This window comes from Pseudarthrobacter sulfonivorans (genome assembly GCF_014712225.1).
In the GTDB taxonomy this organism is placed as follows: domain Bacteria; phylum Actinomycetota; class Actinomycetes; order Actinomycetales; family Micrococcaceae; genus Arthrobacter; species Arthrobacter sulfonivorans.
On record NZ_JACXBW010000003.1, the window covers coordinates 252,735 to 267,260 of the forward strand.

The window sequence follows — 14,526 nt, forward strand, 5'->3', positions numbered from 1 at the left end:
GGGGGTGTCCTCCATGAGCCTGCGACCCTTATCCGCGTCAGAACGCGCTGATGCCCTGCAGAAGGCTGCCGCCGCCCGGGCAGCCCGGGCCGAGGTGAAGGAACGGCTCAAGAACGGCGAGACGTCGGCCGCGGACATCATCAGCTCGGCGGCCGAGGACGATGCCCTGGCGCGGATGCGGGTGGCTGAGCTGCTGGAGGCCCTGCCCGGCATCGGCAAAGTCAGGGCAGCGGCCATCATGGAACAGCTGGGAATCGCGGCTTCCCGGCGGGTCCGCGGCCTGGGCATCCACCAGCGCCAGGCGCTGGTAGATTTTATAGACGAGAAATAGGGCGAACCACTCTTCGTCTATCCATACACCGCCGCAAAGGAATACGTGAGCAAGAAACCGGGACTGACAGTCCTCGCAGGTCCGACGGCTGTTGGCAAAGGCACCGTGTCCACCTACATCAGGGACAACTACCCCGAAGTCTGGCTTTCCGTTTCGGCCACCACGCGCGCTCCGCGCCCCGGTGAGCAGGACGGCGTCCACTATTTTTTCAAGTCCAAGGACGAGTTCGAAGCCCTCGTGGCCGCCGGCGAGCTCCTGGAGTGGGCCGTTGTCCATGGCCAGAACACCTACGGCACGCTCAAGAGCACCGTGAACCAGGCCATCGCGGACGGCAGGTCCGTGCTGCTGGAGATTGACCTGCAGGGTGCCCGCCAGGTCAAAGAAGCCGTTCCGGACGCCCAGTTCGTCTTCCTGGCGCCGCCCACCTGGGACGAAATGGTGCGCCGACTGGTGGGCCGCGGCACGGAAAGCGCCGAGGAGCAGCAGCGACGCCTGGAAACCGCTAAACTGGAACTTGCCGCTGAACCGGAGTTTGACCATACCGTCATTAATGATGACATTCGCCGGGCAGCGGACGAGCTTGTTTCACTCATGGGGCTGACCCCGCACCCGCACCAGTAACTGGTACCAGTTAGCCCGTTAGAATTTGGAGAATTCGTGTCCACGAACCTTGAAGGCATCATCAACCCGCCGATCGACGAACTGCTGAAGGCAGCTGATTCCAAGTACGGCCTGGTGATCTTCGGTGCCAAGCGTGCACGTCAGATCAACGCATACTACGCCCAGCTGCACGAGGGCCTGTTCGAATACGTCGGTCCCCTCGTCGACACCAAGCTGAACGAGAAGTCGCTGTCCATCGCCCTGCGCGAAATCAACGAAGGCAAGCTCGTTTCCACACCGATCGAAGCTGCAGAGTAATTAAGACAGCCTGTTGACGGAGGTCACGTGCGCATAGTCCTCGGAGTCGGGGGAGGGATTGCGGCCTACAAGGTCGCATCGCTCCTCCGGCTTTTTACTGAAGCCGGGCACAACGTCACGGTGATCCCCACCGAGGCGGCCACCCGCTTTGTGGGTGTGGCCACCTGGGAGGCCCTTTCCGGCAACCCGGTCAGCAACAGCGTCTTCGACGACGTCCACCAGGTCAACCACGTCAGGCTGGGCCATGAGGCGGACCTGATCGTGGTGGCGCCGGCGACGGCAGACCTGCTGGCCCGCGCGGCTACGGGACAGGCCAGCGACCTCCTCACCAACACGCTGCTGATGGCCCGCGGACCCGTCCTTTTCGCCCCGGCCATGCATACGGAGATGTGGCAGCACGCAGCCACCCGCGCCAACGTTGAGACGCTGCGCAGCAGGGGCGTCGCCGTGCTCGAACCGGCAAGTGGCCGGCTCACCGGCGCCGACTCCGGCCCGGGCCGCCTGCCCGAGCCCGAAGCCATCTTCGACGCCGCCTTGGCCCTCGCGCAGGGCCAGTCCGATTACCAGCTTCCGCTGGCCGGCCGGACGGTGACCATCAGCGCCGGCGGCACCAGGGAACCCCTGGATCCCGTCCGGTTCCTTGGCAACCGGTCCTCCGGAAAACAGGGCGTCGCGCTGGCCGTGGCGGCCCGCAACGCCGGCGCCACGGTGCGGCTCATTGCCGCCCACATGGACGTCCCCGCCCCGGCCGGCGTCGATGTGGTGACCGTCGAAACTGCATTGCAATTGCGGGAAGCGGCCCTTGCGGCGGCAGCCGATTCCGACGTCGTCATCATGGCAGCCGCAGTGGCTGACTTCCGCCCCGCGGAGATTTCCGGAACGAAAATCAAAAAACGCGACGACACGGCGGACCCGGTCATCACGCTGGTCCGCAACCCGGACATCCTGCAGGAGCTGGTGGAGGCCCGGAACGCACCGGAAAACCGGGTTGACCGCGGAAACCAGCTGATTGTGGGCTTTGCGGCCGAAACAGGCGATGGCCAGGGAGACGTGCTGGCCTACGCCGGGGCGAAGCTCAAGCGCAAGGGCTGCGACCTCCTGGTGGTCAACCACGTGGGAACGGACAAGGTCTTTGGGCAGGACACCAACTCGGTAGTCATCCTGGCCCGCTCCGGCGCCGAACCACAACTGGCGGCCGGCTCCAAGACTGAGGTTTCGGCCGCCGTGATCACGCGGGTCGGCCAGGAGCTGAACCACGTTTCACCCCGCGCCTGACCGAACAGCCGAACCACGTTTCCTTAGTACGGGGACACACGCGGCCGGACGTCCGATTCCCAACCAGTAAGGTAGTTGAGTGACTTTACCGCTGCACATTCCCCACACCCACGGGGCCACGCCCTCCGCACTCCGGCTCTTCACGTCCGAGTCCGTCACTGAAGGCCACCCGGACAAAATCTGCGACCAGATCAGTGACGCCATCCTGGACGCGCTGCTCGCCGTCGATCCGGAGTCACGCGTCGCCGTGGAGACCATGGCCACTACAGGCCTGGTCCACGTTGCCGGTGAGGTCACCACCGACGCCTACGTCGAAATCCCGCAGATCGTCCGTGAGACCATCCTGGGGATCGGCTACGACTCATCGGCCAACGGCTTCGACGGCGCCCGGTGCGGCGTGTCAGTGTCCATCGGCCAGCAGTCCAACGACATTGCCGGCGGTGTCTTCAACTCGCTGGAAGCCCGCGAAGGCCGCCAGGAGGACGACTACGACCTCCAGGGTGCCGGTGACCAGGGCCTGATGTTCGGCTACGCGAGCGACGAAACCCCGTCCTACATGCCGACGCCGATCTGGCTGGCGCACCGCCTCTCCGAACGCCTCACCGAAGTGCGCAAGTCCGGTGAACTGTCCTACCTCCGTCCCGACGGCAAGACCCAGGTCACCGTGGGCTACGACAAAGACGTGCCGGTTTCCGTGGAGACCGTGGTCATTTCGAGCCAGCACGCTGAAGGAACCAGCCTGGACCGGCTGCGCGCCGATCTCGCGTCCTTCGTCATTGCCCCGGTGCTGGCAGCCGCCAACCTGGACATCTCCCGTGCCGCAAACATCCTCAACCCGGCCGGCGAGTTCGTCATCGGCGGACCCGTGGGCGATGCCGGCCTGACCGGCCGCAAGATCATCGTGGACACTTACGGCGGCATGGCCCGCCACGGCGGCGGTGCCTTCTCAGGCAAGGACCCGTCCAAGGTGGACCGCTCCGCGGCCTACGCCATGCGGTGGGTTGCGAAGAACGTGGTGGCTGCGGGTCTCGCCAAGCGCGCCGAGATCCAGATCGCCTACGCCATCGGCCAGGCCCGTCCCGTGGGCACCTACGTGGAAACCTTCGGCACGGAAACCGTGGACCCGGCCCGGATCAGCGCCGCCATCGCCGAGATCTTCGACCTCCGCCCGCGTGCCATCATCGATGCCCTGGACCTTAAGCGGCCCATCTACGCCAAGACTGCAGCGCACGGGCACTTCGGCCGCGACGACCCCGATTTCACGTGGGAGCGGCTGGACCGCGTGGACGACCTGAAGGCCTTCTTCAACGCGTAGCCGGCCGTCAACGCCCAGCCAATCACTTGACCCGGCTGAAAATGTCGGAGCCAGGTGCTTGGCTGGTCTGTGAAAGGGGGTGGCCGCCATGGGAATGCCTGATACGGTCCACACCGGGCCCGGTTCCATACAGCCGTCCCTGCTCCAAGGTTTTCCGGCCCGCCCACCTCAGGCCGGGCCCCCGCTGGCAGCCCAGCTCCCGGTGGCACGGGTGCTGGTCGAGTCATCACTGCCGCACCTTGACCGGCCCTTTGACTACAGTGTGCCGGCAGAACTGGATGAGGCGGCGCAGGCAGGCGTCCGGGTCAAAGTCCGTTTCAACGGCCAGGAACTGAGCGGGTTCATTATTGAACGCACCGCAGAGTCCGACGCCGGCCACACCCTGGTGCCCCTGCACAAGGTGATCTCCCCGGTCGCCGTCCTTTCACCCGCCGTGCGGGAGCTCGTATCCGCCGTCGCCGCCCGGTACGCGGGAACTGTCAGCGACGTGCTGCGGGTGGCAGTTCCGCCGCGCATGGCACGGCTGGAGAAGGATTTCCTTGCTGCTGCTGTGCCGGAAGAGGCCGTGCCGGGAGACGCCGTACCGCCGCCTGGCCCGGCACCAGCCGCACCGGACACCCCTGCAACGTCGGGGGACGCCGCCGTCGTGGCTGGTTCCCAAGGAGGGAGCGGCTGGGTGGGCTACCGCAACGGTCCCGCCTTTGTCCGCCACCTGCAGGAGGGCGGATCCCCGCGGGCGGTCTTCAGCCCCCTCCAGGGCTTTGGTCCCGCTGCGTGGCCGCAGCTGATTGCTGAGGCGGTGGCCGCCGTCCGCGCCTCCGGCCGCGGGGCCTTAGTGGTGGTGCCCGACTACCGCGACCTCAATCAGCTGGAACAGGCACTGCTCAAGCTGCTGCCGGCGGATGACATCGCCCGGCTGACGGCAGATGACGGACCCACGCCCCGCTACCGTAATTTTTTGCGCCTCCTGGCCGGATCCGCGCGGGTGGCCATTGGTACGCGGTCCGCTGCCTTCGCTCCCGTTCAGGACCTCGGCCTTGTGGCCTGCTGGGATGACGGCAACGACCTCCACATCGAACAGCGTGCCCCCTACGCCCATGCCCGTGAGGTGCTGCTGCTGCGTGCGGACCAGGACGGCACGGCCTGCCTGATGGCGGGCCACGCGAGGAGTACGGAATTGCAGCGGCTGGTGGAGGCGGGCTGGGCCATGCCGGTTGAGGCCGAGCGGACGTTTGTCCGGCGGACGGTTCCACGCGTCCTGAATACCGCCGACAGCTTTGAACAGGAACGTGACCCGCTCGCCCTGGTGGCGCGGCTTCCGGGCGCCGCGTGGCGGGCGGCCAAGGAAGGGCTGGAGCGCGGGCCGGTGCTGGTTCAGGTGGCAAGGGCCGGCTATGCGCCGTCACTGGTGTGCGAGACGTGCCGCGAGCCGTCGCGCTGCCAGTCCTGTCAAGGGCCGCTGGCCCTGGCGGGAGCCAGCGGCAGCTCGGCGATTCCGCAATGCCGCTGGTGCTCGACGCCGGCCCCCGACTGGCAGTGTGTCCACTGCTCGGGGCGGAAGCTTCGCAAAGGTGCCACCGGAGTCCTGCGGACAGCGGAGGAACTGGGCCGGGCGTTTCCCGGCAAGGCTGTCATCACGTCCTCCGGCGACCATGTCAAGGCTGAAGTGGGCGGCGCGCATGCCCTGGTGGTAGCCACCATCGGGGCTGAGCCCGTCGCCGAAGGCGGCTACGCCGCTGCGTTGCTGCTCGACGGCGACTCGCTGCTGCGCCGGGAAAACCTTCGGGCCGGGGAGGACACCGTACGCCGCTGGTTCAATGCCGCGGCGCTGGTGCGTCCCGCGTCCGACGGCGGCCTGGTGGTCATCACCGCGACGGAGAGCGTTGCCGTTGGCGCCCTGCTGCGGTGGGACCCGGCCGGGTACGCCAGGCGGGAGCTGGAACTCCGCATGGAACTCCAGCTGCCCCCGGCTGTCCGGATTGCGTCGGTAACCGGCCCCCGGACCGCCGTCGTTCATTTCACCGCAGCGGTGGAGGCTGCGCTGACGACGTCCGGCTTAACGCTGCGGACCGCAGGTCCGGCCCCGGTGGTGCTTACCGGCTCTGCGGCCGCCCAACGCGCCGGGGAGGATGTCCGGACCTTGCTGTTCTTCCCCTACGGGCAAGCCGGCGCCGTGACCAGGGTGTTGCGGTCAACGAAGGCTGCCGCTGCCGCCAAGCGGAGCGGGGAACCGGTGCAGGTCAGGCTCGATGGCGTGGACGTCCTGTAGGCGGGGGCGGTCTACCGGCGGCGCTTCCGTCCGGAGCGGGCGGCCACAATGTCGTGGGCTACGTCCACCAGCTCCCGGGCGGACTCGTCCCAGCTGAATTCCGCCGCACGGGCCACGGAGCGGCGCGAAACGTCCTGCCAGTGAGCGTCGTCCCGCAATTTTTGCACAGCCGCGGCGAATTCGGTGGCGGAGTCGGCGTCAACATACGAGGCGGCGTGGCCGCCCACTTCCCGGAAAATCGGAATGTCGCTGGCAACCACCGGCGTGCCCAGGGACATGGCTTCCACCAGCGGCAGCCCGTACCCTTCGGCACGGGAGAGGCTTACCAATGCGGTGGCGCGTCTGAGCAGGACGGCGTATTCGTCATCAGTGACGCCATTGTGGAAGACCACCTTGGCCCCGGCGGGGACCATGATCTCCAGCTCGGCACGCCGTTCCGGGGTGATCCTGCTCAGCAGATGCAGCGTGAAGTCGGGCAGCCCGGACATCCCGGCAACCAGGGTCTCCACGTTTTTGTAAGGCATGAACGAACCCATGTAGACCAGCGCATGGTCCGACCCCGCAGCAGGGTCCCGCGGTTCCTGGGCCGGCTGCGGTGCGTTGCTGATAATCCGCACGGGCCGGCTGGTCAGCCGGTACTTGGCCATCAGCGCTTCCGTGGTCCTGCTGATGGTGGCCACGATGTCCGCACGGTTCAAAAGGAGCCGCTGCGGCCAGAAGGCCTTGTGGTACATGCGCCACAGGATGCGCACCGGCGCCGGCAGGAATCCCGGCGGCGCGGGGTGCTCGTAATAGATCAGGTCGTGCAGGGTCAGGACCAGGCCATAGTTGCGTCCCCAGCTGCCCATGGTCTGCATCGGGCAGACCACCACATCCGCGCCGAGCGGGTTGATCCTGCGGGCCACAAAAAGCTCCGCCGGGGATAGGGGGCTGTTGATCACCGTGTAGGGAACATCCGGGAGCAGGGCAAGTTGCCGCGTATCGCTGATCAGCATCGAGACGTCGGCGATCTTGGCGGTCGCTGCGATCAGGCTCGCGCCATAGCGGCTGATGCCGTCGTGGTGGTCGTTCCTGGTGAACCGGGCATCGATGACAATCTTCACGCGGGGTGGTCCTTAAGGAAGCTGCGGATGAAACCGGCGGCCGGCTCGGGCGTTTCGTAGTGGATGAGGTGGCCGACGCCGGGAATGACTTTGAGCTCCCCGTCCGGCAGGAGCGCGGCGAGGTGGTGCTGGTCCGGCAGCGCGGCGATTTCGTCCTTTTCGCCGGCCACGAGCAGCACCGGCAGTGTCAGCTTCCCGGCCACCTCCGCAACATGGGCGCTGACTGACGCAGTGAATGACTGCAGGAGGCTTTCCCGGTCGGCGAATGCACTGAAGTAGGCGTGGTGCTGGCCGTGGATGAAGCGGCGCAGGTCCCGGTTGCCGGTCTTGGCCATGGCTTCGCTCATGACCCGGACGATCACCGGGTTGCGCAGCAGTGCGAGGCCCAGCCGGCGGGGGAGACGCGCGGACAGCCGGTAATAGAGGACGGCCAGCCTGGTCATGATGCCCTTGGGGCCTTCCAGGGCGGGCGAGGCGATGGGATTGACGAGGATCAGCGGCGTGACCTTCCCGGGATGCGCGGCAACAAAATGGGACGCGATGATCGAGCCGAAGGAGTGTCCCAGCAGTACGGTGTCCGGGCCCAGATCCAGCGCAGCCATGAAGGAGCTGATGAAGGCGCCGTACTGTTCCACCGAATGCTCTCCTGCCACGAACGCGGCGGAGCTGCCGAAGCCGGGGAGGTCAGGCATGATGATCCGCATTTCCGACAGCTGGTCGGCTACGCGGAGCAGGCCGTGGTGGTCGCCACGGAACCCGTGGATGACCAGGATGGTGCGGGTTTCGGCAGTGGCCTGGACGGGTTCATACGTCCAGTACGCCACGGCGCTGCCGTCGAGTTCGACGTCTGCGGCTTGCGTGCGGGCCGCCAGCCCGGCGCTGAAGTAGGACGGCGCGGCGGATGACTGGTGGGCGGTGGTTTTCATGGATCCCGGTCCTAGTTGACGTTGTCAGGGTGGGAGCCGGTGCGCTGGCCGCGCTCTAGCTCGGCAAGCGCCGCCATGTCGCGGTCCGACAGGCTAAAGCCGAAGACGTCCAGGTTTTCCCGGATGCGGGCCTCCGAACTGGCCTTGGGGATGGCAATGTTTCCCAGCTGGACGTGCCAGCGGAGGATGATCTGGGCGGGTGTCCGGCCGTGTTCGGCGGCAAGGGCACGCACCACGGGATCTGCCAGCACGTGCCCGCGGCCCAGCGGGCTCCAGGCTTCCGTGAGGATGCCCAGCGCTTGATGTTTCATACGGAGTTCTGACTGCTGCAGCCAGGGGTGCAGTTCGATCTGGTTCACCGCAGGCACCACCTCGGCGGTGTCGAGCAGGCGGTCCAGGTGGGCCGGCTGGAAGTTGCAGACACCGATGGCGCGCACTTTTCCTTCGCGGTAAAGGGTCTCCAGTGCGCGGTACGTTTCGGTGAAGAGGCCGCGCCGTGCACAGGGCCAGTGGATAAGGTACATGTCCACGTAGTCAAGGCCGAGGTTGACCATGGACGTATCAAACGCCCGCAGCGTTGTGTCGTACCCCTGGTCGTCGTTCCAGACCTTCGTGGTGACAAAGACGTCCTCACGGCGGAGCCCCGGCGAGGATTCGCCGGAACCGCCGCTCCCGCCGTCGGAATCAACGGCCGCGCCAAGTGCCCGCGCCACGCCGGCCTCGTTGCCGTACATCGCGGCGGTGTCGAAGTGGCGGTAGCCAGTGCCCAAGGCCGTGGCCACCAGTGATGATGCGTCCGCCGTCGGAACCTTGTAGAGCCCGAACCCCAGCTGGTCGATCAGCACACCGTTGTTGAGACTAAGCCGGGGAGAAGGTTTCATACGACTGACTTTACCCATTCGCCGGGTTCACGCCTCCAAAGCCCACCAGCCGGCGCGCGGTGGCTTCATCGAGAATCAGGTCCGTGGCAAGACCTGCGGTGAGGGCACCGCGCAGCCCGTTGATCTTGGACGCCCCCGACACCACACAGATCCGGCGGCGGACCTGCCGCAGCTGCGCGAGCGCCGGGCCCGTGGAACGCTCGTTCAAAACGATGCCATCCGACGAGCCGTCCCGGCGGAAAAAGACCGTGGCCACGTCACCCACCACATCGGAATGAGCAAGCATCCGGAGGTCGTTTTCGTCCAGGTAGCCGCCGGCATAGACATGGCTCGGATAATCGGCTTCGACGGATCCGACCCCGAAAATGGCGATGCTCATCCGGGCCTGCAGATCCAGGATGCGCTGCACGCTGCGCTCATTCCACATGGCAGCCTTGGTGGCCGCATGGTCAAAGAACGCGGGCACCGGGAACTGCTCCACCCGGGCGCCGTAGGCGCTGCCAAAACGGCGCATGATGTCGCTCGCGTAAGTGATGCCGGTGGTGTGCATGTTTCCGGCGCCATTGAGTTGGACCACCACGGTATCGTGCGTGATCTTGCGGGTCAGGTGCCTGCTGACCGCACTGAGCGTTGAGCCCCACGCGACGCCGATGATCGCATTGGAATCCACCAGGGGCCCGATGGTGCGCGCCGCCTGCAGGGCCACGCGGTCCAGGGTTTCAGCCTCGTTGAGTGACTCGAGGACCGGAACAACGTGAACATCCACGTTGTACTCCCGCCGGATCATGCTTTCGAGCTCCGGGCCGGTGTCCAGCGGATTGCGGATCTGGATTTGCACCAGACCCGTGTCCCGGGCCGCGGAAAGAAGCCTCGACACCGTGGACCGGGATGTCCGGAGTTCCCGGGCGATCGCGTCCATGGTCAGGTCCTGGAGGTAGTACATCTGTGCAGCCCGCAGCGCGTCTGAGTGGCGGGAGCGCATCATTCGGCATCCATTCTGCACGTTTGTGCATAGAGCTTGACTGGATTTTCCATTACTTCAAAGAATAGTTGAAGAAGGGCGGCTGACCTGCGATGGTAGGCCCCAAGGACTAAACCCAAGGAGCAGTTTTTGGGACTCAAGGACTCATCTGGCCACCCCCGCACCACGTCTGCGAAGTCGTCGGTGGCCCGCGCCGCGGCGCAGGCACTGCGGGAGCGTCCGCAGGCCAAAGTGCTCATCATCGGCGGCGGGATCAACGGGGTAGGCACGTTCCGGGATCTCGCCCTCCAGGGTGTGGATGTGGCCCTGGTGGAACGGGGCGACTACTGCCAGGGTGCCAGCGGCGCATCCTCACACATGATCCACGGCGGCATCCGCTACCTGGAAAACGGCGAGTTCCGTCTGGTCCGGGAGTCGGTGGTGGAGCGCAACCGCCTCCTGCGGATCGCCCCGCACTACGTCAAGCCGCTGCAGACCACGATTCCCATCTTCAGCACTTTCTCCGGCGTACTGTCCGCCCCCTTGAGGTTTCTGACCCACAGGCAGCAGGGCAAACCCAAGGAACGCGGCGCGTTCCTGATCAAGCTGGGCCTGAGCATGTACGACTCATTCTCCCGCGACGGCGGCACCGTGCCGCGGCACCAGTTCCGGGGCCGCAGGCGGGCGCTGGCGGAACTTCCCGACCTGCACCCCGGCATCAAGTACGCGGCCACCTATTTTGACGCCTCGGTGCACAATCCCGAGCGTCTGACCCTGGACGTACTCCAGGACGGTGAAAAGGCCGGGCTGGTGAACGCGGCGCAGGCCGGCAGCACGGCCCGGGCCAGCAACTATGTCTCGCTCCAGTCGATGGGCCGCGGGGTTCGTGCCGGAAACGCGTCTACCGGCAGCACGGTTCAGTTGCGCGACGAATTGACGGGGGAGCTCTTTGATTTCACCGCCGATGTCATTGTGAACACCACCGGCGCCTGGGTGGACCTGACCAACGGGGCGATGGGCGCAGCTTCCCGCTTTATGGGCGGCACCAAGGGATCGCACATCGTGCTTGACCACCCGGACCTGCTCGAGGCCTGCAAGGGCCGGGAGATCTTCTTTGAACACACCGACGGCCGAATCGTCCTGATTTACCCCATGGGGGACAGGGTTCTGGTGGGAACAACCGATGTGGACGCCGACATGGCCCAGGATGCGGTGTGCACGGACGGGGAGATCGACTACTTCCTCGAGTTGACCGGGCATGTCTTCCCCGGCATCCACGTTGACCGCGGGCAGATCGTCTACACGTTCTCCGGCGTACGCCCGCTGCCCCGCCACGACGCGACCCAGCCGGGCTTCGTGTCCCGGGACTACCGGATTGAACGGCAGGCAGTCGGCCCGGGCGCCGTCGTCTTTAGCCTGGTAGGCGGTAAATGGACAACGTTCCGGGCGCTGGCCGAACATCTGGCCAACGACGTGCTTGCCGAACTGGGCATGGAGCGTCAGGTATCGACGGCGAAGCTCGCCATCGGCGGGGGCGCCGGTTTCCCGGCGGACGAGGCCGGTGTCCAGGCCTGGATCAAGGCCCACGTGACCGCGAATCGTGGTGCCGACCGGACGGCCCTCCTGTTCACCCGCTACGGCACCAGGGCGGAGGAGGTCATCAGCTTCCTCGACGGCGGTCCTGACCAGCTGTTGCGCTCAACCCGCGAACTCAGCGTCCGCGAACTGGAGTATATGGCCGGACATGAGCAGATCGGGCACTTGGTTGATGTCCTCATCCGGCGCACTTCCCTTGCCTTCCGGGGGCTGGTCACGGGCGAGCTGCTGAACGAGGTGTGTGAAGTGCTTGCCGGGCCACTGGGCTGGGACACGGCAGCACAGGCCCGTGAAATCCGTCGGGCCGAGGAGGTATTGGGGCGGTTGCACCGCGTGCAGGTCCACAGCCTGGTCGCCTAGGCAGGCCAGGTTGCAGCCGGAGGGTCAACGCTCGCCGGCTCAACGGTCCTTCAACCCGCGAGGGACCGAAAACAGAAAATAAGGAGTCAATGATGTCTCTTGGAATTGTTTTTCTTTCCGAAGTCTTCGGAACCGCGATGCTCACCCTGCTGGGTTGCGGTGTCGTGGCCAACGTGGCCCTGAAGGGCACGAAAGGCAACAGCGGCGGGTTCCTGATGGTCACGTGGGGGTGGGGCATCGCCGTCTTCTGCGGTGTCTTCGTTGCCGCCAAGTCAGGTGCCCACCTCAATCCCGCCGTGACCCTGGGCCTGCTGGTGAACGGCAAAGCTGAATACGCCCCGGGCGTTAAGGTGGACGTGGCATCCACGCTGACCTACTTCGGCGCCGAACTGCTGGGCGCCTTCCTCGGCGCAGTTGTCTGCTGGCTCGCCTACAAGCAGCACTTCGATGAGGAGCCGGCGCAGGCCTCGCAACTCGGCGTCTTCTCCACCGGCCCTGCCATCCGCTCCAACCCGTGGAACCTGATCACGGAGATCATCGGCACCTTCGTCCTGGTCTTCGTGATCCTCACCCTGGGCGGAACCCCCTCCGGGCTGGGCCCGCTGGCTGTTGCCCTCCTGGTTGTGGGCATCGGCGTTTCACTCGGCGGTCCCACCGGCTACGCCATCAACCCCGCCCGCGACCTCGGCCCGCGCATTGCCCACGCCCTGCTGCCCATCAAGGGCAAAGGAAGCAGCGACTGGGCCTACTCGTGGATTCCGGTCGTCGGACCGCTGGTAGGCGGAGCCCTGGGTGGAATCCTCGCCAAAGTCGTCCCCATCATCATCACCGCAGCATCCTGACCGATCAGCTACCAAACCCTGCATACAGACAAGGACGTCAACATGAACCAGTACGTAATCGCCATCGACCAGGGCACCACCAGCTCCCGCGCCATCATCTTCGACCACAGCGGCAACATCGTTTCGTCCGGCCAGATGGAGCACGAACAGATCTTCCCGCAGGCCGGCTGGGTGGAGCACAACCCCGCGGAAATCTGGAACAACACCCGCGAGGTCATCGGTTCTGCGCTCTCAAAGGCGAACCTGACGCGTCACGATATTGCCGCCGTCGGAATTACCAACCAGCGCGAAACCGCGGTGGTGTGGGACAAGACCACCGGGGAAGCCGTCTACAACGCCATCGTCTGGCAGGACACGCGCACGCAGAACATCGTCGATGAGTTGGCGAAGGATGGCGGCCCGGAACGGTTCAAGCAGAAGGTGGGCCTTCCGCTGGCCACCTATTTTTCCGGCACCAAGATCAAGTGGATCCTGGACAACGTTGACGGGGCCCGGGCCAAGGCAGAGGCGGGTGACCTGGTCTTTGGCAACACGGACTCGTGGGTCCTCTGGAACCTGACCGGCGGGGTGGACGGCGGGGTCCATGTCACGGACGTCACCAATGCGTCCCGCACCCTGTTCATGGACCTCGACACCCTGGCCTGGGATGAGGAAATCCTGGGCATTTTCGGGGTCCCGCTGAGCATGATGCCCGCGATCAAATCCTCCTCCGAGGTCTACGGCACGGTCCACACCTCCCAGCTGCTCCGCGAAGTACCCGTAGCCGGCATCCTCGGTGACCAGCAGGCGGCCACCTTCGGCCAGGCGGCTTTCCAGACCGGTGAAGCCAAGAACACCTACGGCACCGGCTGCTTCCTGATCTTCAACACGGGCGAAGAGATCGTCCACTCGAAGAACGGCCTGCTGACCACCGTGGGGTACAAGCTCGGAGATGCACCGACCCACTACGCCCTGGAAGGATCGATCGCGGTGACCGGATCCCTGATCCAATGGCTGCGCGACAATCTGGGCCTGATCAGCAGCGCCCCGGAAGTGGAGACCCTGGCGGCCTCAGTCAAAGACAACGGCGGCGTGTACATCGTGCCGGCATTCTCGGGCCTGTTTGCCCCTTACTGGCGCTCGGATGCCCGCGGCGCAATCGTGGGCCTCACCCGGTTCGTCAACAAGAGCCACATCGCCCGCGCCGCGCTCGAATCCACGGCGTTCCAGACCCGCGAAGTACTGGACGCCGTCAACGCCGACTCCGGCGTCCCGCTCACCGAGTTGAAGGTCGACGGCGGCATGGTGGCCAACGACGCGCTGATGCAGTTCCAGGCGGACATCCTGGGTGTTCCGGTAATCCGGCCCAAGGTCGTTGAAACCACTGCCCTGGGTGCTGCCTACGCCGCCGGCCTCGCCGTCGGATTCTGGAAGGACCTCGGCGAGTTGTCGGCAAACTGGTCAGAAGACAAGCGCTGGGAACCGCAAATGGACCAGGCCGAGCAGGACCGCCAGATGCGGCTCTGGAAGAAGGCCGTGACCAAGTCCATGGACTGGGTCGACGAGGACGTGAAGTAGCCAGCCAGACAGCAGTTCGTGGTTGCGACGGGCCCCCGTCTCACCACGCAAGGAAGGCGGCCCCTGCCCCGCCCGCTTCGCGGTGCCCACCACACCCGGGCGAGGGGCTGCCTTCCTTGCTTTCGCTGTAGTCACCCTTCATCCAGGAACAGAGCGCCGTCGCTGCTACTTCAGCCGCTCGGGGCGACTTAC

The 14,526-nt window shown here is 65.8% G+C and carries 13 protein-coding genes; 9 read left to right on the forward strand and 4 right to left on the reverse strand.

What is annotated here, in order from left to right:
- The first annotated feature begins 13 nt into the window (after positions 1-13).
- The 6 genes from mihF (at position 14) to IAQ70_RS05595 (ending at position 6,108) form a co-directional block, all read left to right on the forward strand.
- Complete coding sequence (mihF, locus tag IAQ70_RS05570) at positions 14-331, forward strand: integration host factor, actinobacterial type (RefSeq protein WP_190988312.1); 318 nt, start codon at positions 14-16, stop codon at positions 329-331.
- A gap of 45 nt (positions 332-376) precedes the next feature.
- Complete coding sequence (gene gmk / locus IAQ70_RS05575; RefSeq protein WP_190988313.1) at positions 377-952, forward strand: guanylate kinase; 576 nt, start codon at positions 377-379, stop codon at positions 950-952.
- Between the two features lie 36 nt (positions 953-988).
- Complete coding sequence (rpoZ, locus tag IAQ70_RS05580; RefSeq protein ID WP_090581074.1) at positions 989-1,249, forward strand: DNA-directed RNA polymerase subunit omega; 261 nt, start codon at positions 989-991, stop codon at positions 1,247-1,249.
- A gap of 27 nt (positions 1,250-1,276) precedes the next feature.
- Positions 1,277-2,524: a bifunctional phosphopantothenoylcysteine decarboxylase/phosphopantothenate--cysteine ligase CoaBC gene (gene coaBC / locus IAQ70_RS05585; protein ID WP_190988314.1), complete on the forward strand. Its 1,248-nt coding sequence runs from the start codon at positions 1,277-1,279 to the stop codon at positions 2,522-2,524.
- 79 nt (positions 2,525-2,603) lie between these two features.
- The gene (metK, locus tag IAQ70_RS05590; protein ID WP_190988315.1) at positions 2,604-3,839 is read left to right on the forward strand and encodes a methionine adenosyltransferase; all 1,236 of its coding nucleotides are present in this window, start codon (positions 2,604-2,606) and stop codon (positions 3,837-3,839) included.
- 88 nt (positions 3,840-3,927) lie between these two features.
- Complete coding sequence (locus IAQ70_RS05595) at positions 3,928-6,108, forward strand: primosomal protein N' (protein WP_223858938.1); 2,181 nt, start codon at positions 3,928-3,930, stop codon at positions 6,106-6,108.
- Positions 6,109-6,119: 11 nt separating this feature from the next.
- Here the strand turns inward: IAQ70_RS05595 and IAQ70_RS05600 are convergent, their stop codons facing one another.
- The 4 genes from IAQ70_RS05600 to IAQ70_RS05615 are packed head-to-tail and all read right to left on the reverse strand — an operon-like array spanning position 6,120 to position 10,003.
- A complete protein-coding gene (locus IAQ70_RS05600; protein ID WP_190988316.1) occupies positions 6,120-7,211 on the reverse strand; it encodes a glycosyltransferase family 4 protein in 1,092 nt (363 codons plus the stop codon).
- Positions 7,208-8,137, reverse strand: coding sequence for an alpha/beta fold hydrolase (locus IAQ70_RS05605; protein WP_190988317.1), 930 nt, complete (start codon positions 8,135-8,137; stop codon positions 7,208-7,210). Before IAQ70_RS05605 ends, IAQ70_RS05600 begins: the two co-directional genes overlap by 4 nt.
- An 11-nt stretch (positions 8,138-8,148) precedes the next feature.
- On the reverse strand, positions 8,149-9,018 hold the full coding sequence (locus IAQ70_RS05610) for an aldo/keto reductase (RefSeq protein ID WP_190988318.1): 870 nt from the start codon (positions 9,016-9,018) through the stop codon (positions 8,149-8,151).
- A 10-nt stretch (positions 9,019-9,028) separates the two neighbouring features.
- The gene (locus IAQ70_RS05615) at positions 9,029-10,003 is read right to left on the reverse strand and encodes a sugar-binding transcriptional regulator (protein ID WP_190988319.1); all 975 of its coding nucleotides are present in this window, start codon (positions 10,001-10,003) and stop codon (positions 9,029-9,031) included.
- Between the two features lie 180 nt (positions 10,004-10,183).
- Here IAQ70_RS05615 and IAQ70_RS05620 point away from each other — a divergent pair, with 180 nt between their 5' ends.
- The 3 genes from IAQ70_RS05620 to glpK all read left to right on the forward strand — a co-directional run bounded on the left by IAQ70_RS05620 (position 10,184) and on the right by glpK (position 14,334).
- Complete coding sequence (locus tag IAQ70_RS05620; protein ID WP_317983599.1) at positions 10,184-11,935, forward strand: glycerol-3-phosphate dehydrogenase/oxidase; 1,752 nt, start codon at positions 10,184-10,186, stop codon at positions 11,933-11,935.
- Positions 11,936-12,027: 92 nt separating this feature from the next.
- Positions 12,028-12,777, forward strand: a complete 750-nt coding sequence (locus IAQ70_RS05625; RefSeq protein ID WP_190988321.1) for an MIP/aquaporin family protein — start codon at positions 12,028-12,030, stop codon at positions 12,775-12,777.
- Positions 12,778-12,819: 42 nt separating this feature from the next.
- The gene (gene glpK, locus IAQ70_RS05630; protein WP_190988322.1) at positions 12,820-14,334 is read left to right on the forward strand and encodes a glycerol kinase GlpK; all 1,515 of its coding nucleotides are present in this window, start codon (positions 12,820-12,822) and stop codon (positions 14,332-14,334) included.
- Positions 14,335-14,526: the final 192 nt, after the last annotated feature.